This is a genomic window from Clostridioides sp. ES-S-0108-01 (assembly GCF_020662285.1).
Taxonomy (GTDB): Bacteria; Bacillota; Clostridia; order Peptostreptococcales; family Peptostreptococcaceae; genus Clostridioides.
In genome coordinates this window covers 1-23999 of the sequence record NZ_JADGMN010000005.1, presented here as the reverse complement: position 1 = coordinate 23999, position 23999 = coordinate 1, and the positions used below count along the sequence as shown (strand labels likewise).

General features: G+C 27.9%; 22 protein-coding genes. 20 read left to right on the top strand and 2 right to left on the bottom strand.

All coding sequences use genetic code 11. The annotated features are described in order from the left end of the window. Positions 1-266: 266 nt before the first annotated feature. The 10 genes from IR152_RS06420 to IR152_RS06375 all read left to right on the top strand — a co-directional run bounded on the left by IR152_RS06420 (position 267) and on the right by IR152_RS06375 (position 9801). On the top strand, positions 267-1013 hold the full coding sequence (locus IR152_RS06420; RefSeq protein WP_227450962.1) for a DUF2087 domain-containing protein: 747 nt from the start codon (positions 267-269) through the stop codon (positions 1011-1013). Between the two features lie 59 nt (positions 1014-1072). Next, entirely contained in the window at positions 1073-1747 is a 675-nt protein-coding gene (locus tag IR152_RS06415; protein ID WP_227450961.1) for an epoxyqueuosine reductase, read from the top strand. Then, positions 1731-1895: a hypothetical protein gene (locus IR152_RS06410; protein WP_227450960.1), complete on the top strand. Its 165-nt coding sequence runs from the start codon at positions 1731-1733 to the stop codon at positions 1893-1895. The genes IR152_RS06415 and IR152_RS06410 overlap by 17 nt, the downstream gene beginning before the upstream one ends. Before the next feature lie 22 nt (positions 1896-1917). After that, the gene (locus IR152_RS06405; protein WP_311315431.1) at positions 1918-2148 is read left to right on the top strand and encodes a PF20097 family protein; all 231 of its coding nucleotides are present in this window, start codon (positions 1918-1920) and stop codon (positions 2146-2148) included. 337 nt (positions 2149-2485) lie between these two features. After that, a complete protein-coding gene (locus IR152_RS06400; protein WP_227450959.1) occupies positions 2486-3832 on the top strand; it encodes a glycoside hydrolase family 55 protein in 1347 nt (448 codons plus the stop codon). A 25-nt stretch (positions 3833-3857) separates the two neighbouring features. Next, positions 3858-5258, top strand: a complete 1401-nt coding sequence (locus IR152_RS06395; RefSeq protein WP_227450958.1) for a glycoside hydrolase family 55 protein — start codon at positions 3858-3860, stop codon at positions 5256-5258. Positions 5259-5421: 163 nt separating this feature from the next. Further along, positions 5422-6858, top strand: coding sequence for a glycoside hydrolase family 55 protein (locus tag IR152_RS06390; protein WP_227450957.1), 1437 nt, complete (start codon positions 5422-5424; stop codon positions 6856-6858). Between the two features lie 340 nt (positions 6859-7198). Continuing rightward, positions 7199-8143: a DUF1848 domain-containing protein gene (locus IR152_RS06385; protein ID WP_227450956.1), complete on the top strand. Its 945-nt coding sequence runs from the start codon at positions 7199-7201 to the stop codon at positions 8141-8143. A gap of 152 nt (positions 8144-8295) precedes the next feature. After that, entirely contained in the window at positions 8296-9228 is a 933-nt protein-coding gene (locus IR152_RS06380; protein WP_227450955.1) for a TDT family transporter, read from the top strand. Between the two features lie 105 nt (positions 9229-9333). Beyond that, entirely contained in the window at positions 9334-9801 is a 468-nt protein-coding gene (locus IR152_RS06375; protein ID WP_227450954.1) for a C-GCAxxG-C-C family protein, read from the top strand. A gap of 253 nt (positions 9802-10054) precedes the next feature. Here IR152_RS06375 and IR152_RS06370 read toward each other — a convergent pair whose 3' ends face one another. Continuing rightward, the gene (locus tag IR152_RS06370; RefSeq protein ID WP_227450953.1) at positions 10055-10780 is read right to left on the bottom strand and encodes a GRP family sugar transporter; all 726 of its coding nucleotides are present in this window, start codon (positions 10778-10780) and stop codon (positions 10055-10057) included. A 203-nt stretch (positions 10781-10983) separates the two neighbouring features. Here IR152_RS06370 and IR152_RS06365 point away from each other — a divergent pair, with 203 nt between their 5' ends. The 10 genes from IR152_RS06365 to IR152_RS06320 all read left to right on the top strand — a co-directional run bounded on the left by IR152_RS06365 (position 10984) and on the right by IR152_RS06320 (position 23015). Further along, a complete protein-coding gene (locus tag IR152_RS06365; RefSeq protein ID WP_227450952.1) occupies positions 10984-12948 on the top strand; it encodes a BglG family transcription antiterminator in 1965 nt (654 codons plus the stop codon). After that, positions 12948-13406, top strand: a complete 459-nt coding sequence (locus IR152_RS06360; protein ID WP_227450951.1) for a PTS sugar transporter subunit IIA — start codon at positions 12948-12950, stop codon at positions 13404-13406. The genes IR152_RS06365 and IR152_RS06360 overlap by 1 nt, the downstream gene beginning before the upstream one ends. 2 nt (positions 13407-13408) lie before the next feature. After that, positions 13409-13729: a PTS fructose transporter subunit IIB gene (locus IR152_RS06355; protein WP_227450950.1), complete on the top strand. Its 321-nt coding sequence runs from the start codon at positions 13409-13411 to the stop codon at positions 13727-13729. A gap of 15 nt (positions 13730-13744) precedes the next feature. Next, positions 13745-14845 (top strand): PTS fructose transporter subunit IIC, encoded by a 1101-nt coding sequence (locus tag IR152_RS06350; RefSeq protein ID WP_227450949.1) that lies wholly within the window; start codon positions 13745-13747, stop codon positions 14843-14845. A gap of 29 nt (positions 14846-14874) precedes the next feature. Next, positions 14875-17475 carry an alpha-mannosidase gene (locus IR152_RS06345; RefSeq protein WP_227450948.1) on the top strand — a complete coding sequence of 867 codons (2601 nt, stop codon included), beginning with the start codon at positions 14875-14877 and terminating at the stop codon, positions 17473-17475. 293 nt (positions 17476-17768) lie between these two features. Next, entirely contained in the window at positions 17769-18101 is a 333-nt protein-coding gene (locus IR152_RS06340; RefSeq protein WP_227450947.1) for a winged helix-turn-helix transcriptional regulator, read from the top strand. Positions 18102-18244: 143 nt separating this feature from the next. Continuing rightward, positions 18245-19522: a cytochrome c biogenesis protein/redoxin gene (locus IR152_RS06335; RefSeq protein ID WP_227450946.1), complete on the top strand. Its 1278-nt coding sequence runs from the start codon at positions 18245-18247 to the stop codon at positions 19520-19522. A 122-nt stretch (positions 19523-19644) separates the two neighbouring features. Continuing rightward, a complete protein-coding gene (locus tag IR152_RS06330) occupies positions 19645-21033 on the top strand; it encodes a dihydrolipoyl dehydrogenase family protein (protein ID WP_227450945.1) in 1389 nt (462 codons plus the stop codon). 278 nt (positions 21034-21311) lie between these two features. Then, positions 21312-22025: a DUF434 domain-containing protein gene (locus IR152_RS06325; RefSeq protein ID WP_227450944.1), complete on the top strand. Its 714-nt coding sequence runs from the start codon at positions 21312-21314 to the stop codon at positions 22023-22025. A gap of 120 nt (positions 22026-22145) precedes the next feature. Beyond that, on the top strand, positions 22146-23015 hold the full coding sequence (locus IR152_RS06320; protein WP_227450943.1) for a L,D-transpeptidase family protein: 870 nt from the start codon (positions 22146-22148) through the stop codon (positions 23013-23015). A 367-nt stretch (positions 23016-23382) separates the two neighbouring features. Here the strand turns inward: IR152_RS06320 and IR152_RS06315 are convergent. Beyond that, on the bottom strand, positions 23383-23999 hold a 617-nt coding region (locus tag IR152_RS06315), incomplete at its 5' end, for an IS256 family transposase (protein WP_227450942.1).

Genomic DNA, 23999 nt, shown 5'->3' with positions numbered 1-23999 from the left:
CTTTAATTATAAATTAAGGAGTTCTTTTTATTTTGTAAATATTGATTAGATTTATATAGAAAAACACTTAATAGTAAATAGAATAAATAAGTATTCGTATAGCTAAAAATTTAAATAGTTTTGTTTAAATATATTTTTGTATTTTGTAATTTCAAATTAATAAATAATTAGATTTTATAAACAAAAATTAAAAATGTTGACTATATTAATAAACTTTAATATAATATATTTATGGAAAACGTAAATTATGAAATGGAGGCACTGACATGAAAATTGAAAATCTTTCTATCGATGATATTAAACGAGGCTATATATTTAATGATGATTTAAATTGTTATAGTTGTACTAAATGTACAAAAACATATGAAGTAGGAGAAATATATAAAATAGGTAATAGATTCTTTGAAGCTTCAAAAGCTATTGAACTTCATATGGAATTAGAACATAGTGATTATTTAGAGCAATTACTTAATAGTGATTCAAAGTACAACACACTGACTGAAAATCAAAAACAATTATTTCAATTATTTATTAGTGATTTACCAGATAAGGAAATCGCAAAAAAGGTTGGAGTGTCCACCTCTACTATACGTCATCAAAAATTTATGTTCAGAGAAAAAGCAAAACAAGCTAAGTTATATTTAGCACTATATGAATCTGTATTTGAAGATAAATCTAATAAAGGTAGCACTATAATACCAATCCATGAACATGCTAGAATGGTAGATGAAAGATATGTAGTAACTGAAGAAGAGAGAAAACACATTTTAGATACATCATTTGAAAGTATGAATCCTTTAAAATTAAAAGTATTTTCTTCAAAAGAAAAGAAAAAGGTCGTAATTTTATCTAAGATTTTGGAACAATTTGAGCGTGGGAAGCAATATTCAGAAAAGGAAGTTAATCAGATTTTAGAATCTATATATGGTGATTTTGCAACAATTAGAAGATATTTAATTGAATATGGTTTTATGAGTAGAAATAAAGAATGTACAAAGTATTGGTTAACGTAATTAGAATAGTAAATTCTACTAATATATAATATTATTTTTATCTATGGGAGGAGTCAAATATGAATGATGAATTAAAATCTATTTTATACAGTAAAGGTGTAGATATTGTCCGTTTTGTTGATATATCTGAATTTCCAACAAGTCAAACACAAGGTTTCTCTAAAGCAATTTTATTTTGTATAGGGTTATCGAAAAAATTTATTACAGATATATACAATAACTTACCTACAGATAGTGATGAGTTCTTGGAAAAAGAGGAAAAAGTAGAAGAGTTAGCTGATTGGATTTCAAAATATATTCAAAGTAAAGGATATAGAGCGTATTCTCAATCAGAGAAAAATAATCTAGAACATGGATATTTTGAAAAAGCTTATATTAATCCAGAAATGCAATCAGGGATTAGCCCTTTACCACATAAGACAATAGCAAATATTAGTGGTATTGGATTTATGGGAAAAAATAATTTGTTTGTAACTGAGGAATATGGATGTGCTTTTAGCATGTGTACAGTACTTACGGATGCTCCAATTTCTGTTGAAAGACATCCTTTGATTGATTCAAAATGTCTAGATTGCAATGTTTGTGTAGAAAACTGTCCTGCAAAAGCTATACATGGAAATGAGTGGACTTTGCCAGGAAAAAGAGAGTCTATTATTGATGTTTCAAAGTGTTTTTGTGTATTGAGGTGTATGATGAGTTGTCCATGGTCATTAAGATATGCAAATCAAAAATGACTCTATTAGAGATGATGGTACAATAACTAACTACATTCAACAGTTAGACAAACTATTTAAAACTAATGAAAACTTTGATGAAGCAAAAGAATTAGTTGATTCTTACGGACCTGTAAGTGGTTCATGGTTTGACCCAGTTAGACCTTAAGATAATTTGTTAAGGAGTTGGTATTATTATCTGTCCATTTTGTAAGTCTAAAATGAAAGTAGGGTACATAAAGAATAGTAGTGAGATATTGTGTTGGACTCCTGAAAATGGAGATTCTGGTATCTTATGTAATTCTACTGGTAAAGATGGAATAGCTTTAGCAAAATTCTCTTTTTTAAAAGGTTCTAAGGCTAAAGCATTTTATTGTAATAAATGTAATAAGTGTATAATTGATATTGATGATAATATCTAAAGAAGAGTCACTCTGAACTGAACTATACTCACTGTTTTAGACAGTTTTACATATTTCAACTGTCTCCTAAGAGGGGTATAGTCCAGAAATGAGTGTTTTTTTATTGGTATTAAATTATATTGATACAAAGCTTAACTATTTTAATCATTATATAAAATTTGTATTGAAAAATTAAGAATAACTTAGCAATAGTGAAAATATAATGAAATTATAATGATATTATAAAAATGAAAATTGTCCTCTCAAAATTCCAAAAGAGAGTAAAAGTCACTTCAGTTATAGTCAAAAAAATTTGTTTCTGTAAAAATAATTTAACTCTAAAGAGGAGGAATTAATCATGAAAATTGAAACTAAAACTCCAGATTGGATTAATGTACTGGAATTAAACAGTAAAATAGACATTACTGGAAAATATGATGTAAGTAATATGATACAAGATATTGTTTCTGATAAGTCATTAGAAGGTTCCATTATATACTTTCCAAAAGGCAATTATTTATTTGAAGAAGGTATTAAAATTAGTCAGCAAATAACACTTCAAGGAGATTCTTATTATGGAGGAGATACTCAATTATCAAATTCAGATAGCAAAAAATCAATCATAGGAACAACCAATTTTATAACCCGAGGAGTTTCTAATATGAGTATTATTACATTGACAGGAAAAAGTCAATGTATCAAAAATATTAATTTTTATCACGATAGTCATGATATAGAAAAAATATTACCTAAAAATGTATCTGCTATTAAAGAGTATGAAGGAACACAATGCCTATCTCATTTTGAACACCTGTTTATTTCTGGATTTTCAGGGACAGGAATTGAGATTCCAGATTATTCAACTGGCAATGATATTACTGTTACTTCATGTGGTCTTGGTATGAAGATAGGAGAAAAATCGATGCTTTCTAGTAGCAAGATTTACGAATGTAAAAATGGAATAGAGATTACTACTGGTGTCAGTTTAAATAATGTGAGAATAGAAGAAATAAGAGAAATCGGTATAAATAATAAAGGATTTGGTTTTAACCTTATTATGAATCTTATAGTAGACCAATGTGGATATTGTGGATTTATGTTTGAAAAAATGTACCATAGCCAGATAACTGCAAGAATTACTAGATGTGGTCAGTATTATAAAAATGTTGACTATGATACTTATGAGAATATGCAAGGTAGAAAAGAAGAAGCGTATTCCATTTTTTATGGAGATATTTTAGAGAATTGCAATATTGTATTGATGAATAGTAATATTGATACTTTAGAAAGTGATTCACTTAATGAACATAAGATATATGTAATCAAGGCAAATGAAACCAACAATATAATGTTAACATGTTATGCTGAAGCGGATGGATTTATACATTGTGCAAAGGGCAATTTATTATTAGAAAATGGTAGAAATACTTATAAATTTTATAACGGTGAGATTTGTTCTGTAGGAGGTGTTCAAATTTCTGATATAGACGAAAAAGATTTAATTAAGATAATTGAAAACACTCTGTATATAGATGATAGAGGTAAGTATTTAATGGTTCCTAGATTAAAAAAGAATACTGTAATATATTCAGTGCTAGATTCGGCAGAAGAAATAAATAAATTACATGGAGGAACATGGGAGCAGATTGATGTAAAATCATTAGCTGGGGAATATATGTACTATTATAAAAAGATAAAAGATTAATTATGAAACTAGGAGGTAGTGAGTAATGGAAGGGCCTATAATAATTAAAGATACAAGTGGTTGGATTAATGTCATAGATTATGGGATTTGTAATGATGAAACAAAAGATGTAAGTTTCAGGTTGCAAGAAATTATGGATGCTGCACCAGAAGACTCTATCATATATTTTCCAAAAGGAAAATATTTATTTGAAAATGGTGTTAAGATTAAGAAACGATTAACTTTATGTGGGGATTCTTATATTTTGGCAAATGTTCCTAAAAACACCGCTGGAGTAACACAGTTTACTTTTAAAGGAATGAAAAGCCCTAAAAGTGAAAATGTAGCAATTATAACAGTAAAAAGTGTAAGACACTGTATTAAGAGTATTTGTTTTTATTCAGATAGTTGTTATAGAGATATGACACCTAATCATGAACCTCCAACAGATGGAAAACCTAGATTCCACCATGATGTAATCATTAATTATAGAAATATATCAGCTGTTGTATGTGAAGATAAACAGGGAGAACCAGGTCATTATGAAAACCTCTTCTTTAGTGGTTTTTCTGGAAGTGCGCTTGACATGCCTAATAATTCTACAGCAAATGATATTACGGTTTTTACATCAGGGCTTGGAATTAATACAGGAGAAAATTCAATTATTGCTAACAGTAAGGTTTGGGGTTGTGTTGATGGAATGATAATTTCTACTGGAACTTTTATAAATGGTATCAGAGTGGAAGAAATAAAAAAAATTGGGATTAAAAATATTGGTAGAGGTTTAAACTTTATTACAAATGTTACAATTGACCAATGTGGATATTGTGGATTTTGGTTTGATTCTATTTCCAATGTTCAAATAGCAGGAAATATCACAAGATGTGGGCAATATTATTATGATGTAAGTTATGATACTTATTTAGAATTAGGCAGTAGAGCTAAAGAAGCATATTCTTTACTTTATGGAAATTTATTGGAGTCAAGTAATATAGTTTTGTCAAATACCAATGGAGATAACTGGGAAGATTTTAAAGAAAATAAGCATAAGGTGTATATTATAGAGGCACTTGAAACTAAGGGTGTACTATTAACATGCAATATAGATGCTACTGATTGTATTATTAGGTCAGAAAAAGGAAGTCTAACATACAATAATACGCGACAAACTGTTAGATTTTATAATGGAAGATTAAGTAGTATCAACGGGATTGGTATATCTGAAGAAGATTATGGAGATAAAGTCAAGATAAAAGATGGAAATATATATATAAATAGTAAGGACAAAATTATTAAAATGCATAAACCAGAGGTGGGTGACATTATGTCAACAACTCTTAAAAATAAAAATACACTTTCTGCTCATTATGGAGGAACATGGGAGCAAATTGGCGAAAAAGTAGAGTTTGGAATAACTGTATACTATTATAAGTTGATAGAAAAATAAGAAAATATGTAGTATTTGGATAGAAGTGTTTTATTAATGAGTTAGTTACTATGGTTTAAAGGGTTTGGTGATAGTGTAAATTGAATAATATAAAAAATTGATTTGCTACTAATGGTTCATAAAATTTTGATATTAAGTAAATTAGAAAGGAATATATAGTATTATGGAAGGAAGAACTGGGGTTAAAGATGGAAGATGGATTAATGTAGTAGAAAGAGGTGTTAAAAATGATGGTATGTATAATGTAGGTCCTGATTTGCAGGATATTATTGATGAAATAGAAACAGATTTTTGTGTCTTGTATTTTCCAAAAGGTAAATACTTATTTACAAGTGGTGTTAAAATTAACAAAGAAATTGTATTGCAAGGTGATTCTGATTCATCTACAGAGGCTACGCAATTTATAACACGTGGAGTAGAAAATATGAGCATTATTACATTGACAGGGAAAAAACAATGTATTAAAAATATAAATTTCTATTCTGATAGTTGTGAGATACAGGTTAATGATGAACCTCCAACAAAAGGTAATCCTAAATATCATTATGAGATGATTATTAATAAGAATGAAAAGAATGTTGAGATGAATAATGTATCGGCAATCATGTATGACAATAGTAATAATATGATTAACGGCCTAGGACATTATGAAAATATCTATATAAGTGGTTTTTCGGGGACAGGAATTAGGATACCATACTACTCAATTGTAAATGATATTACAGTTTCATCTTGTGGTTTAGGTATTGATACAGGAATAGACACAATTATTTCTAATAGTAGAATCTCTAAATGTCAAAATGGAATGAGGATTAGGACTGGTACTAGTATAAATAATGTAAGGATTGAAAAAATACAGAAAGTTGGTCTTATAAGTAGTCAAGTTAAGAATTATGAGGGATATGGAAGTTATAAAATTAATAATATTACTATTGACCAATGTGGGTATTGTGGTTTTTCATTTGATTCAATGAAAGGTAGTTACTTTTTTGGTATTATAAGAAGGTGTGGACAATATTATTATAATACAGATTATGACACATATCTAAATATAAAGGGTAGGGTAGAGGAAGCATATTCTTTATTTTATGGAAATTATTTTACAGAATGTAATATTAATTTAGTCAGTGATAATAAGGACAACTGGGATGATGGATTAGAATATAAACATAAAGTTTATGTATTTAAAACTTTTCAAATACCAAAGTTAACATTGAGATGTAATATAGATGCCTACGATTATATAGTTAAATCGGTACATGGAGGAGGTAATTTAATGTTACAAAATAACTTTAACAATTATATATTTATTGACTCATCTAGTCCAGAAATTATTAATGGAATTAACTTTAATTATCAAAAAAATGGAAACTTGTTACGGTTAAATGATGGTACGTTGAGTTATAAGAATGGAAATGAAGAAATAGATGTATTCAAAGCTAATTATGGTCTTATTGTAGCATCAACAGATTCAGAATATGAGCAGATAGAAGCTAGCTATGGAGAAAAATGGGAGAAGCTTGGCTCTGAAGTAATTGGAAAAGAAACAGTATATTATTATAGACATCATGAACCAGATAAAACAAACCAACTACAATAAAATTGTATTATATAATGATATAAAGTTTTAATATATAGTGTTTACCTTTAAGGTGATATTGATATAATTGTAGAGTATTAAATTTATTAAAAAGTAAAATTGTAGGGTGCTTAAAAATAGCACCTTTTTTAGTTTTATTATAAAATTAGTTTTAGAAGTTTAGGAATAATATATATTTATTTTTAAAGAATTATAAACTTATAAGGATATTTTAAATGCTAGAAATAAACCAATAAATCATACTGGAATTATTTTAAAGGTTTTGATTAAATTAAGTACTTGGAGCTATAATTATGTTAAAATATATTAGAACATAATTATATTATTATGGAGGTTAAATATGATAGTAAGCGTGAGTAGAAGAACTGATATACCTGCTTTCTATAGTAAATGGTTTTTTAACAGACTTGAAGAAGGTTTTGTCTATGTTATTAATCCAATGAATCCAAAGCAGGTTAGTAAGATAGAGTTAAATCCACATACTGTCGATTGTTTTGTATTTTGGACAAAGGATGTAACTCCAATGATACATGATTTAAATAAATTAAAAGACTATAAATATTATTTTCACTATACTATAACATCATATGGCAAAGAAGTAGAGACACGTATTTTAGATAAAAGAAAGGTAATAGATTCATTTAAGGAATTGTCTAGAAAAATAGGCAAAGAAAGAGTAATTTTAAGATATGACCCAATTTTTTTAAGTGAAAAGTACACAGTAGATTATCATATCAAAGCATTTGCAGCCTTATGTAATCAGATTGATGGATTTACAGAAAAATGTATAATAAGTTTTATCGATTTATATAAGAAAACAAAATTTAATACTAAATCATTACATATAAAGCCGATAGAAATTAAAGAAATAGAAATATTATCAAAAGAGATTTCTAAGATTGCTCATAAACATGGTATAACACTTGAAATGTGTTCTGAAGAATATAATTTAAGTAAATTTGGGATTGGAAAAAGTAAGTGTATTGATGATAGGTTAATATCAAAAATTATAGGTAGTGAAGTAGATGTAAAAAAAGATAGTACACAAAGAGATATTTGTGGATGTGTTAAAAGTGTCGATATAGGGCAATACAATACTTGTAGACATTATTGTTTGTATTGTTATGCTAACTTTAATTATACGAAAGTAGAAGAAAACTGTAGGCTTTATAAAGAAGACAATAAATTACTTATAGGTACTTTAAGAGATGATGCAAAAATAAGCATTAGAGATATGAAGACTGTTAAAATAGATAAGAATAAACAAATTAGTATATTTGATTAAAAATAAATATATTAAGAATATAGATACTTGTAATAATTAAATTAAACTTAATAGATATTTTCTATATAAAAAAGGTGGGCATAATATGTCAATTTAACCATCTTTTTGATATAATTAAAACACAAATAATTTAGTAACAAAGGAGGCAGAATTTGAATTTACTAAAGAAATATCCTATACCTATTGCAAGTTTGATTTTATCAATATTTACTTTAGGTAACTTATTACAATCTTATAGTGAATCATTACATAGTGTAATTGGATTCATAGGATTTATTTTATATGCAATTTATATAGTTAAAATAATATTGCTTAGAAAGGGAGTTAAAGAGCAGTTAGAAAATCCTTTAATTTCAAGTACATTTCCAACTATAACAATGGCAACAATGATATTTGCTACATATGTAAAACCACTATCTTTAGAGTTAGGTATTATAATTTGGGGAATAGGAATTGTGGGGCATATGGTATTGATAGTCATGTTTAGCAAGAAATTCTTAGTTAAATTCTCAATAAAATCAGTATTTCCATCTTGGTATATAGTCTATGTTGGAATAGTTGCAACCAGTGTTACAGCACCAGCATTTAATCAATTTTTAATTGGTAAGATTGCTTTTTGGATAGGATTTGTATCTTATATAGTTCTTATACCAATAGTTTTAAAAAGAATATGGATAATCAAGGAAATGCCTGAAGCATCTTTGCCAAGTATAGCTATATTAGCAGCACCAGGGTCACTATTATTGTCTGGATATATTAATTCTTTTTCCGATAAAAATAGCGTAATGTTATACTTGCTATTTATACTGTCAATGGTATTTTATATTATAGTTTTAGGATACTTACCAAAATTATTAAGATTGCCTTTTTATCCAAGTTTTGCTGCATTTACATTCCCTATGGCAATAAGTGCTATGGGTGTGAAACTAATGAATGGTTATCTAACTAAATTAGGTCATCCTGTAAGTTGGGTTTTATATGCTTCTAAACTAGAAGAAATAATTGCTACAGTGATTATTTTATATGTTTTAGTTTTATTTATTATATATCTTAGTAAATCAGAAACTACATCTAAAGCTAAATAAAAATTATTAAATATAAATATTTAATAAAAATATTAATATCGATAGATAGAAGTAACATTAATTCTAGAGGTTTAATTTAGCTTAATTTTATTGGAGGATAAACAAATGAAAACAAAAGAAGAATATTTAAAAGAGGTTAGAACAACATCAGAAGAATACTTTAGAAAGGGAGAGTTTTTTTGTTCTGAAGCAGTTCTTCAAACGATAAATGATGCTTTAGGACAACCTTTGAGTCCAGAGATAACTAAGTTAGCATCAGGATTTCCAATAGGGCTTGGAAAATCACAATGTCTTTGTGGAGCAATATCTGGAGGTGAAATGGCCTTAGGTATTGTATATGGAAGAGTTCATGGTGAAACTATGAATCCAAAGATGTTTGAATATGCTAAGGATTTACACGATTATATTAAAAAGGAATATGGTGCAACATGTTGTAGAGTTATTACAAAGAAGTGGGATGGTGATAACTTTATGTCTCCTGAAAGGAAAGAACATTGTATTAAAATAACAGGTCAAGTTACAGAATGGGTTGCAGATAAACTTATAGAAGATGAAAAACTTAATATTAAATAGCACAATAGTAGATTATGAATTTTTAAAGTCAAACTTACTCATAGTGTAGATTACTTAGCATTTTAATTACGGTAGAAAGTTTTATAAATTTTTAGCATATGTATTTAATAAAACAAATATTCCTTTAGAGAGTAGTTTAGTTTCATAAATACATATGTTATTATTTTAAGGATATAACTAGATTTATTTAAAATAAATTGAACCAGATAATTTATATGTATAAAAATATGCATAGATTTGTATGAATAAATACCTATTTTATAATACTCAACATAAGGACACCAGACATGATTAATATTATGCCAAGAAAAATAGCAAGCCATTCTTTTTTATTCTTCTTCTCTTTAAATAATATAATCCCCCCTAAAGTAGCTACTATTACACAACTTTGAGAAATAGAAAAACTTATTGTAACTCCCAATACATTAGTCGTTATAAACATACCTAAATTTGCTATTGACCACAATATCCCAGTAACTAAATTGAATAAAATATTTTTTTTATATACAATCTCTTTAGAAAAATACTTAACAATAATAAATGAAGTTATCAGCATACCAACAGATTGTGGTAATATAATTCTGTATCCTTCGATTGAAAATATTTGATTAGTTATAACATATAATGATAAAAATAAAGAGGATAGTAATACAATTCCAATACATTTTAACATATTGTTATCAGTAGATTTTTTAGTTTGATAATTTGTAAGAAGTATACCAATTATTATACACAATATCGATAAAGAACCAATCAAGAACATTTTAGAACTAGTCCACTCATTAAATAAGATTACAGCTAATAATGTTGTAAAAGTCAATTGTGAACCATTTGAAATCGGCATTACCTTAGATACACTAGAAATTTGGATTGCTTTAAACTGCATCAGTTGACCTAAACTCCAGAATATTCCCGAAACCATACTTATACAAAATGAAAAAAATGTAATCTCAGGATGTATAACCAAATCAATTCCCATCCCATTACAGGAAGTAAAGAAATAATTATTGTCAGCATTAGGTTATTTCCTTTCATATTAAATTTAGACAGCTTTTAATTTATCATCTAAAATCAAAGTGTTCAATACATAAAAATTACCGTATTTAATCAGGAAATATTAGTAGTTTTTTAGAAAAACATTTTCCATTAAAATAAAGACAAGGGGAAGGAGCAAAATTGAAAATGTTAACTGATATGATTCAAAATCGTGAAATTAAAATAATAAAGTTTTTATTAAAAGAAGGTCATACAACTGTAAAAGCAATAGCAGATGATTTAGATGTTTCAGAAAAAACAGTTTCAAAATCTCTTAAAGAAGTAGAAGCAGTGCTTAAAAAGATAGGTCTTTCTCTAGTGAGGAAACCTAAGATAGGTGTTTATATTGATGGAGATTTAAAAAAAATACTTCCTTACCTAGATAATAAAGGAAGTCAAATTCCTACAACCAGACAGGAGAGGGTTATTTATATATATTCAGTACTGTTAAAAAGTAATGATTATATTACTATACAACAACTTTCTGACGAACTATATATAAGTCGTGGAACTATTGAAAGAGATTTAGCCGAAGTTGAAAAACTGCTAAAAAATGAAGGAATTTCCATATATAAAAAACCTAGTAAGGGAATAAAGTTAAATATAAGTGAAAGAGATAAAAGGCAACTTACTGCTAAGTTTATACATAAATTTTGGAGTAGAAACTGGTATATTAAGCAAGAGCAAGAAAGCTTTTATCAAGCATTTGAAAAGATACAAGCAGATGTAAATGGTATTTTTTCTGAAGATGATTTATCTATAATTATAGATATTCTTAGGAACTTCAGTAGAGAAAGAGAATTTGAGTTTTCTGATTATGAATTTCAGTCATTAGTTATTCATCTAGCCATAGCAGTAGAGAGAATTAGAAGAGGTGAATATATAGAAGAAAGTTTGCATACTGGGAATATAGAAAATAATCAAATGTCAAATACCAATTATTTAGCAAGACAACTAGAGGAGAAGCTTTCGATATTATTGCCAAAATCTGAAATTGGATATATAAATCTACATTTAGTAGCAGCTGACCAACATAGAGAAACTACTGAATTAAAAAATACTTTAGTTAATCCTTATGAGACAAATACAAATAATATCTCAAATCTTCGAGAAATTATTAAAAATACATTGTATGAGACAGCCTATGACAAGGATTTGATTGATGGATTGACTACGCATGTCCATTCATCAATAAATAGATTGACATATGGGCTTAGTATTAAAAATCCATATGTAAACACAATTAAACAGAACTTTTCTTTATCATTTGAACAAGCTTTAGATTTAAAGAAAGTAATTGAGTTTATATATGATATTAGGATAAATGATGATGAATGTGCTTATATAGCACTACATTTTGAAGCTTTTAGGGAAAGAATAAAAGAACTTCCACAAAATATTAGAGTAATTTTGGTGTGTAGTACAGGACTAGGTTCGTCTAGATTATTATCTGCAAGAATAAAAAAATATTTCCCTAGGATAAAAATTGAAAAAATACTTTCTGTGCAAGAATTAGTGTCCAGTAAAATTGATGCAGATTTGGTAATAAGTACTATTTATTTAGAGTTAGAAACTATTCCAACAATAGTAGTTAGCCCTATTTTAAACGAAAGTGATATAAGAACATTGGAAAGAAACATACAGAATGTTTCAAGGCATGTTTCCAAGAAATATAAATCTTTCAAAAACTTAATATTTGAAGAAAATATTTTATTAAATATGGAAGTTTCAAATTATGAAGATGCAATTAAATGTATAACAGGTAACTTAGTAAAAAAAGGTTTTGCAAAAGAAGGTATAGCTGAAAGTGCAATTGAGAGAGAACGTTTATCTTATACATCTTTTCAATCAATAGCTACACCTCATGCTAGTCCTAGCTATATTAAAAAATCTAATATATCTGTTGCAACTTTAAAAAATCCTATTATATGGGGAAGTGAAAATGTAGAAGTTATTTTCTTTATTTCATTAGAAAATGACAAAAACTTAGAGCTTGATGAAATATATGAAGTTTTTTATGACTTCATTGACAATAAAAAAAATATAAATGACATATTAAGTGCAACTTCACCAAAAGAAGTGTACGATTTGCTAATGGAGGAGAATATATAGTGAAAATATCAGATGTATTGAAAAAAGAACAAATTGTTTTTAATCTTAATACAATTACAAAGGAAGAAACAATAAAAAAATTAAGTGGTATATTTGTTGAAAATGGGATTGTGGATAATGAAGAAGAATATGTTAAGTCTGTTTTAGAAAGAGAAGAACATGCAACTACAGGTATTGGTAATGGTATTGCTATTCCACATGGAAAAAGCAATGCTGTCAAGAAATCTTCTATCATATTTGCAAAAACTAAAAATAAGATTGAGTGGGATGCTTTAGATGAAAAACCAGTAGATAATATTTTTTTACTGGCTATAAGTAATATTGATAAGGATAGTAATCATCTTGTATTATTATCTAAATTGGCAACTAAGCTTATGGATGATGATAATGTGGATGCACTAAAATTAGCTAATTCAGCACAAGAAATAATTAATATATTTAATGAAGGAGAGATGTAGACATGAAAAGAAAAATTATAGCAGTAACAGCATGTGCAACAGGAGTTGCACATACATATATGGCAGCACAAGCATTAAAGAAAGCTTCAAAAAAGATGGGACACCTTATAAAAGTTGAAACACAAGGAGCTACAGGTATCGACAATGAATTAACTGCAAAAGATGCACAAATTGCAGAAGTAGTAATATTTGCAGTAGATACTAAAGTTAGAAATGCTGAACGTTTTGAAGGTAAAGAAATATTGGAAGTACCAGTTAATGCTCCTATAAAGGATGCAGAGAAAGTAATAAATGATGCACTAAAGTTAATTGACACTAAATAAATGGGGGGAAATATAATGTTAAAAAAGATAGTCTCTGAGTTAAAAAAGCATGTCTTAACAGGAATTTCATATATGATTCCATTAGTAATTGCAGGAGCTATGATAATGGCAATATCTCGTGTAGGTGGTTCTTTCTATAACATACCAGATATATGGGATGCAAAATATGCAGAAAATGCTAATAGTATTGTAAGAATATTACATGATTTAGATGGCTTTGGGGGAACTGCTTTAGGATTAATGTTTCCTGTAATTGCTGCATTTATAGGATTTTCTATAGCAGATAAATTAGCTATAGTACCAGGTCTTGTTGGTGGGATGATTGCAAAAGATATAGGGGCAGGTTTTTTAGGTGCTTTGGCAGTTGGTTTAATAGCAGGATACACATGTTTATTTATTAAAAATCATGTCAAGTTACCAAAATCAGCAGCTTCAATAGTTCCAATATTTATAGTACCGGTCTTTGGAACCTTAATCACTGTAATATTAATCAATTATGTTATAGGTATTCCTTTTGCAACATTAAATACAGGATTAGAAAATTGGTTAAATGGGTTATCAGGCACAAATCAGATACTAATGGCAGCGATTATTGGAGCTATGATGGCGGTTGACCTAGGTGGACCAGTTAATAAAGCAGCTTTGACTACTTCACTTGCATTATTAACAAGTGGAATTTATGCACCTAATACAGCTGCAATGGTAGGAATCGTTATACCACCATTAGGATTAGGTCTTGCTACTATATTGGCAAAACAAAAATATAATAAGCAGTTACGTGAAGCTGGTAAATCATCTCTTATAATGGGGCTAATTGGAGTAAGTGAAGGAGCAATTCCTTTTGCAGTAGAATCTCCATTAAAAGTAATACCTTCATGTGTAATTGGAACTGCAATCGCTTCAGCTATGGCAGTTGGATTAGGTTCAGTAAATGCAACTCCAATTAGTGGATTTTATGGGTGGTTTACAGTAGAAAACTGGCCAATGTATATATTATCAATAGCAGTTGGAACAATAATTGTGGCTGGTTTAGTTATAGTATTACGTGGAAATCCAGTTATTGAAGAAGATGAATTTGATGATGATGATTTTGACGAAGCAGAGTGGGAAGCTTAAATTTAAATATAAAGAACAGAGGAGAGTAAATGATAAAAGCGCATATTGTTAATCATACACACTGGGATAGAGAATGGTATTTTACCTCTGGAGATGCATTAGTACTTAGTGAACAACTATTTACAGATATCATTGACGAACTAGAACGTAATCCAGATGTAAGTTTTGTACTTGATGGACAACTTTCTATTTTGGATGATTATGTACAATTACACAAAGAAAAGATAGAAATTATTAAAAAGTTAATAAAAGAAGAAAGATTACATATTGGACCATGGTTTACTCAAACAGATGCATTCTTTGCTAGAGGAGAGTCTATCTTAAGAAACTTAATGATTGGAATTTTTGAAAGTAAAAAATATGGTAAGTATATGAAAATTGGGTATTTGCCAGATACATTTGGATTTAATGCCCAGATGCCTATATTATTAAAGCATGTAGGTATTGACAATATATTCTTTTGGAGAGGTATACATCTTGGTAAACAAGTTCAATCACCATATTTTAAATGGAAAAGTTTAAATGGAGAAAGTTATATATATGCTGTAAATATGCCACATGGATATGGAACTGGTATGCTGTTAGAACCTTCATTAAAGTATGTTAATGGACGTTTAGACCCAGCTATTGATTTTATTAAATCATATAGTGATGTAGATGAAGTATTAATACCTTCAGGAAATGACCAGCTAAATATAATTGGTGATTTTAAGAATAAAATTAAAGCGATTAATGACATTGGAAAGTATTCATATATAACAAGTTCATATCAAGCGTTTTTGAAATATGTAAAATCAATAGAGTCATTAGAAAGTTATAGAGGTGAATTTAGAGAGCCTGTACTGGCAAGAATACATAAATCAATTGGTTCTAGTAGAATGGACATAAAATTAGCATGTGACAAACTAGAAAATAAGCTGATTAAAAGAATAGAACCGTTGTTAGTGATTGCTAAAAAGAGCAAAATTGAAATAAGCAATCAATTACTTATAGATACATGGAAAAAACTTTTAGAAGGACAAGCACACGATAGTTTAGCTGGATGTGTAACTGATACTGTAACAGATGATATTCTTCACCGTATAAGAGAAGCAAATGAAATATGTGACAGTATTGAAAATACTATTGTTAAAAAAATTTCAGAAGGTCTAAAACTATCTAAAAATGATATTTTATTATTTAATACAGAAGCTAAAATTTTTAATGGATATAAAGAGATACAAGTTATAAGTGATAGTAAAAATATTTGTTTTAGAGATAATTTAGATGCAACTATAATTGAAGAAACTTATGTTAAGCCAAGAGAAAACGTATTAGAAGAAACACCTGCTGGTAATATATTTATTGAAGAACCAGGTTATTATATATTAAAAGTAAGAATAAATGTAAAGCTTCCTGCACTTGGATATAAAGTTATTAGTTTTGAATCGAGTAATGAAGAGATGTTGTCACTTAATAAATCTAATGATACTTTTATATCTAATGATAACTATAAGGTAATATATAAAGATGGAGCCTTAAATTTACAGCTTAAAGATGAAACTTATATATCAAACTTTTTAACATTAAGGGACAGTGGAAATGCTGGAGACACCTATGATTTTTCTCCATTGAAAGATGATGAGGATATAAAACTATTATTTGATAAAGTGTCTACAGAAAAAACTTTAGGATATGAAAAAATAGTGGTTGAAGGTACTACTTTGCTACCATTGACACTAGAAGATAGAAAAAACAAACATCTTAATGGAAAATTAAATGTAAAAGCGAGTATTATCTTATCAAAAGAGAATCCATTGATAGATATAAAACTTTGTGTTGATAATACAGTATATAGTCATAGACTACGTGTTCATGTAAAAACTGGTATAAAAGATAATAAAAACATAGCATCATTACCATTTGGATACATAACAAGAGAAAATGGAGTTTTAGACAACTGGGAAGATATTTATAGTGAAATGCCTGTAGATTTAGAGCCTTTGGAAAGCAATATTACGCTGACAAATCAAAATAGAAGTTGTACTGTATTTACTAGAGGAATAAAAGAGTATCAACATGTTGAAGATGAAATTGCATTGACCTTGCTTGCTACTACAGATGAACTAGGAAAGCCTGATTTATTATATAGACCGGGGCGTGCTTCTGGTGACACAACTAAAAAGGGTCATATAAGAATTAAAACCGAGAAAGCTCAAATACTTAAAGAAGTAGAATTTTCATTTGCAATATATATGAGTTCCAAACCATTTGATGAATCAGAAGTTGCAAGTTTAACTCATAATTATCTACAGGAATGTGTAAATTATCAATTACAAGACTACAATTTCTTTTTATATCGTATAGATAATAAGATTCAAAAATCAATTGTTGAAAAATCTGTAAGTAGAGAATTGGAAATAATATCTTTACCAGAAAACTATCTTGTGTCAGCATGTTATCCTTCTTACTATAGTAAAGAAAAATTTGTAATAAGATTGGAAAACCCAACTAGTAAGAAAATAATATTAGATGAGCAAATATTTAAAAGTAGAAACGGGAAAATAGTAAATGCAATAGAGGAGTTAGAAGAAGAACAAGTATATGAAATAGCACCTTTTGATGTTATTTCAATATTATTAGATTTATAAGTGTAAAAATAAGTTTATTATTCAAGTGAGTGTCTCAAGATGAACTTTTTAGTTTATGAGGCACTCTTTTTTGTATGAAATCAAATATATTTTTATGTAGTTACAAAAAAGTGACCAATTGTTATGTATTTATAAAACTGATATATTAGTTACATAAGACCTAAAATAGTTGGTTGTATGTGTATATACAATAAAAATTTTAATTAAGTAAAGATAGGTGTATTTATGGAGTTTGTAAATACACTTCTATAAAAGCTTATCTAATAATTAAATAAAGAAAAGAGGAGAATAAAATGTACAACATAGATGATATGATATATGATTGTCCAGTAGAGGCTTTATCAAGTATATTGGGTAAAAAGTGGGTAGCTATAATAATATGGGAAATACAAAAAGATAAAAAACGATTTGGAGAGTTACAAAGAGCTATACCAGAATGTAGCAAGAAAATGTTAACTCAACAATTAGATTTTTTAATTGAACAAGGAATTATAGTCAATCAAAAAAAGATGGTTAATAATATTGTAGAGTCAACGTATTTTTTAAGTGAATCAGGATTACTGTTACTTCCTGTTATGGAAAAAATGATTATGTGGAGCAATAAAAATTTAAATTGTAATAAATAAATCATAGAATTTGTTCTCGAATTAATAAGGATTCAATTAAACGATGAGTATAAAAAGGTATTAAAGTTACATAATTTTTTAATTAGATTCTGATTTGAAAATAAGATTGTAATATTGAAAACAAAATAAGGAGGAATTTTAGTTTGCAAAATGTAAATTTATTTTTAGTATTTATAGAAGGTATAGTATCTTTTTTTTCACCATGTATATTGCCAATCTTACCTATTTATTTGAGTATATTGTCAAATAGCAGTGTAGATAATCTAAAAGAAGGAAAGATAAGCTTTATAGGAAGTTCTCTATTTAAAAATACTATATTCTTTGTTCTTGGAATATCAACGACATTTTTTATATTAGGTTCATCAGTAAGAGTATTGAGTATGTTTTTTAATGAGAATAAAGATTTAATAATGTTCATTGGTGGGATTATAATTATTATCATGGGATTATTTTATATGGGAATAATTAAATCTTCAATATTAAATAGAGAAAAAAGATTTAATGTGAAGTTTAAAGAAATGAAAGCAATAACAGCTTTTTTATTAGGTTTTACATTTAGTTTTGGATGGACACCTTGTATTGGTCCAATATTGGCATCTGTATTAGTAATGGTTTCAAGTTCAAGTAATCATCTTAGTGCCAATCTTTTAATAGCAGTATATACTGTTGGATTTATTTTGCCATTCATAATTACAGCTATGTTTTACAGTAAACTATTTAAAGCTATAGATAAAATAAAGTCCAATATGGAAATTATTAAAAAAATAGGTGGACTTATACTTATAGTGTCAGGTATATTAATGATGGTAAATGGGTTTGGAAGTATAAGCAAACATTTTAATATGTCACAAAATAGTAAAATTGAAAGTAAGCAAGAAGAGAATAAACGAGAAAATTCTAATGATAAAGAAGAAAACTCAAGTAATAATGATAGTCAAAAAAACTCTAATAATGAAGACAATGATACAGGGGCTAATGATGAAGATAGGATAAAATCTATTGATTTTACTTTAACAGACCAATATGGTAAAACACATAAATTAAGTGACTATGAAGGTAAAGTTGTATTCTTAAATTTCTGGGCTACATGGTGTCCTCCATGTAAAGAAGAAATGCCTCATATAGAACAATTATATAAAGACTATAAGAAAAATAATGAAGATGTAGTAATCTTAGGAGTAGCTTCACCTAACTTAGGTAGAGAGGGTTCGAGGGAACATGTTGTTAACTTCTTAAAAGAACAAGGATATACTTTCCCAGTTGCGCTTGATGAAGATGGAGCATTAGCATATCAATATGGAATTAATGCTTTTCCAACTACGTTTATAATTGATAAAGAAGGATATGTAACTCAGTATATTCCAGGAGCTATGGATAAAGAGACTATGGCATCTTTTATTGAAAATCAGAGAAACAAGTAAATTAAAATCTTTAAGTATAAACTTATAAATAAATGTAAGGTTACAAAAAAGTGCCTAATTGTGCTATCCATATAATCTTGTTATAGTAAATGTATAAATAACACAGGAAAGGGTTGAATTATATGAAAAAAATATTTGATGCAATAATAATAGGATTTGGAAAAGGTGGAAAAACATTAGCAGGAGATTTGGCAAACAGAGGATTAAAAGTAGCCTTAATAGAAAAGTCAAACAAGATGTACGGTGGAACATGTATAAATGTGGCATGTATACCAACTAAAAGCTTGGAGAATTCAGCAAATAGTGTAAAGGCAAACTATATAAATTCTTGGGATGAAGCTCAAGTTGAGTATGAGAAAGCTATAGATAAGAAAGAAACTTTAATTACAAAACTTAGAGAAGCTAACTATAATAAATTAAATTCAAATGACAATGTAACTATATTTACAGGAATGGGAACTTTTATTGATGAAAAGACGGTTCAAGTTAAAAATGAAACTGAAATTTATGAGTTAGTAGCAGATAAGATATTTGTTAATACTGGCTCAAGACCATTTATACCTAATATTAAAGGTGTTGAGAATAAGAATATAGTATATGATAGTGAGTCTCTTATGAATCTAAGAACTCTACCTAAAAAAATGACAATAATAGGAGCTGGTTTTATAGGTCTAGAGTTTGCTGGTATTTACAGTTCATTTGGAGCAGAAGTTACAATACTAAATTCCAATAATGGTATTTTACCAAATGAAGATACTGAAGACTCCGAAGAAATAATAAAATTACTTGAAAAGAGAAATGTAAAAATTATAAATAATGCAAAGATAAAAGAGATTAAAGAAGTTTCTAAATTAGCTATAGTAGAATATGAAGTAGATGGTAAATTTAAAGAATTAGCAAGTAATATGATACTTGTGGCTACAGGAAGAAAGGCAAACACTGAAGGTCTAGGATTAGAAAATGCAGGTATAGAATTAAATGAAAGAGGATTTATTAAAGTATCAGATGCTCTTAAGACTAATAAAGAGCATATATGGGCTATAGGAGATATAAATGGAGGTCCACAATTTACTTACATTTCATTAGATGATTATCGTATAATTATTAATCAGCTATTTGGAAATAAGACTAGAACAACTAGTGATAGAAAAAACATACCAAATTCTATATTTATAAGCCCAGCATTTTCAAGAGTTGGACTTAATGTTAAGCAAGCTAAGGAAAAAGGATATGAAGTATTAGTAGCAAAGATGCCAGTTGAAGCAATTCCAAGAGCTAAGCAGATTGGTAAGACAGATGGGTTTATAAAAATTGTAATAGACAAAAAATCAAATAAGATACTTGGAGCTACTATGATATGTGAAGATTCAAGTGAGATTATACATTTAATTCAATTAGCTGTAGATTTAGAAGTAGAGTATACATATTTAAGAGACCGTGTTTATGCACATCCAACTATGACAGAAGCTCTTAATGATATTCTATCTCCTAATATGATAAAAGAAGTATAGCATAAATTTAATATATAAAGCCTAAAATTATCATTATAAATAGATTTTATAGAAAGGATACTACAATAAATTATTAATAGTATCCTTTTTATGTTGCAAAGTTATAAATATAATGTAGAATTTATTATTTTGTATTATAAATTGGAGTTAAATTGTATAATTTAAATATTGTATAATTTAAATGGATAAGAAATAGCATCAAGAATTATTTTAAAAGTTTAAATACTCCATATTTAATGTAATAGGGTGGGATGTTTAAAGTAAGGTGGTGAAATTATATGAATAAGGTATCTAAAAGAGGTTTTGATGTGAGTGATAAAAGGTGGTTTTCGAGTAAAGAATTAATAAGGCTTATAAAAGCAAAGGAAGAAATCGAATGGTTAATAAATAGGGATTACAAAATAGACCCAGTTGTTACCTTTGTTGGTGATAGATACCAGTTTTCTATAAGACAAAGAGATGCATTAAAAAGGGCAGTATGTACTAGTGAAAAAAATATGATAAGACAATCAAAGAGGATTTCTCTAGATAAAATCAAAGAAGGAATTATGCATATAGATGGTTTTAATTTGATAATAGCTATAGAGGTAGCGTTATCTGGTGGGACTTTAGTAATAGGCAGTGATGGCAATATAAGAGATTTAGCAGGTCTTAGGGGAACTTATAAGATTATAGATAAGACAGAAGAAGCTTTGAATTTGATAGGGAAATTTTTTAATAAATACAATGCACAGAATCTTAAATTTTACCTAGATGCTCCAGTTTCTAACTCAGGGAATTTAAAGTATAAGATATTGGAACACGCCAAAACTTGGGGAATTGAAACTGAAGTAGAACTAGTAAAAAATGCAGATGTTGTGCTGGAAAAGTTAGATAGAGTAGTTAGTAGTGATGCAGTTATAATTGATAAGTGTATAAGTTATTTTAATGTAGCTAGAGGTATAATTGAAGAGTATATTAAAGATTGCAATATCGTAAATTTAAATAAATAGATGAATATAAGTGAGAATATATAAGTATATATGTAGCAATATTACTAGTATATACAAGCAAAGTTTGAAAATAAGAGAACGAATACGTATCGAATTTCATAAAATGTTGTAAAAAGACATATGAGAGGATGGATATGTGTGAAATTAACTAAGCTAAATATTAAAAAATACAGAGCACCTATATATAAATATGCTTTAGCAAATGTAAATTTGAGGTCTGCTAAGTCTACTAATTCAAGTATCATAACTGTAATACCTCAGGGAGCTAAAATGGAGGTATTAGATGAGGAAGATGAATGGATTAAGGTGATGTACAATTCTCAAGAAGGATACGTGTATAAGGATTTGGTATCAGTAAGTAAATATGCTTGGAGTAACTTAAACTTAAGAGAAGATAAGTCTACAACTTCCAATATAATTACAGTGATTCCTGAAAAATCTAGGGTTGAGGTCATTCAAGTAGATGGAGATTGGAGTAAGGTTGTATATGACGATAAAACAGGATATGTTTTTAATTATTTTTTATCAACTGATGGAAATAAACCCAATGAATTAGATTATAAGGATTTTTATACTGATATGATTAAATTTGTTAATGAAAATAATATTAAAAGTACTAGTGATTATCTAATTGTAACAGACCTTAGAAATAAATATACTTATATTTTTAAGAAAGATAATGGAGGCTGGGGACAACTTTATAAGTGGCAATGTACCATAGGTAAGCCTGAGACTCCAACTATAACAGGTATGTTTTATATAAGTGGAAGAAAACCTTCTTTTGGAACAGATGAGTATTCAGTTAAGTATGCTACTCGAATTAAAGGTGGGTATTACTATCATTCTGTACTATATGATTCAACAGGAAGTTATATAATAGACGGCAGACTTGGTGAAGCTCTTAGTCATGGATGTATAAGATTAAGTACGGAAAATGCAAAGTGGATATACGATAATATACCAGATACAACAACAGTCATAATTCATTAAGAAAATGTTTAAGTTGTTTATTAGGGTACTGATTCTTAAATAAATAAGATTATATACTAGCATCTGATAAAGAGTACAATTTAAAAAATATAATAAGAGAGTGCCATTAACAAAATAAAGCTATTTTAAGGCACTCCCTTATAAATATACATGATTAATTTGGGGTAGGTTGTTATACTTAAGATATTTTGAGAATGTATATAGATTTGTGTAAATATATATTTTTGCTACTAAATATTACTGGAAACTTTCAATTCTAGTAATATTTTTTTATTATCAGGAAATACTAATAATGGTATTTTATACACATTTATTGTATGTTAAATTTAGGTTTTTATACACTAAATGTACCATTATTTTAAAAAAATTATATTATATAATTTTTAGGAATTCTATCTCCAAACATTATTGTAAGTTGACCTAATGTAGCTGACCAATTTTGATTTGGAGAGTTCCATTTCTCAATAATTTTCATAGTTGATAGGTATAATGATTTTCTAAGTGACTCATCTGTAGGAAATACTGTTCTGACTTTAGTATATTTTCTAAGTTGCCTATTAAAACCTTCCAGTGCATTTGTAGTATATATAATTCTTCTAATATCTTCTGGGTATGCAAAGAATGTTGATAAATTACTCCAATTATTATACCAAGAATCTATTACTACTGAATATTTTTGATACCATTTTTCCTTCAAGGAATCCAAGTTCAAGAGTGCTGTTTCTTCATTAAATGCCTTGTAAACTGATTTTAAATCTTTCATAAATTCTTTTTGGTCTTTTGATGCTATATATTTAAAACTATTTCTAATTTGATGAACTATACAGGTTTGTATACTTACATCTGGATATACCGTTTTTATTGCTTCTGGAAGTCCTTTTAGACCATCCATACAGGCAATCAATATGTCTTCAAGCCCTCTATTTTTAAGGTCATTGCAGACTGATAACCAAAACTTAGCACCTTCGGCTTCACCTATCCAAA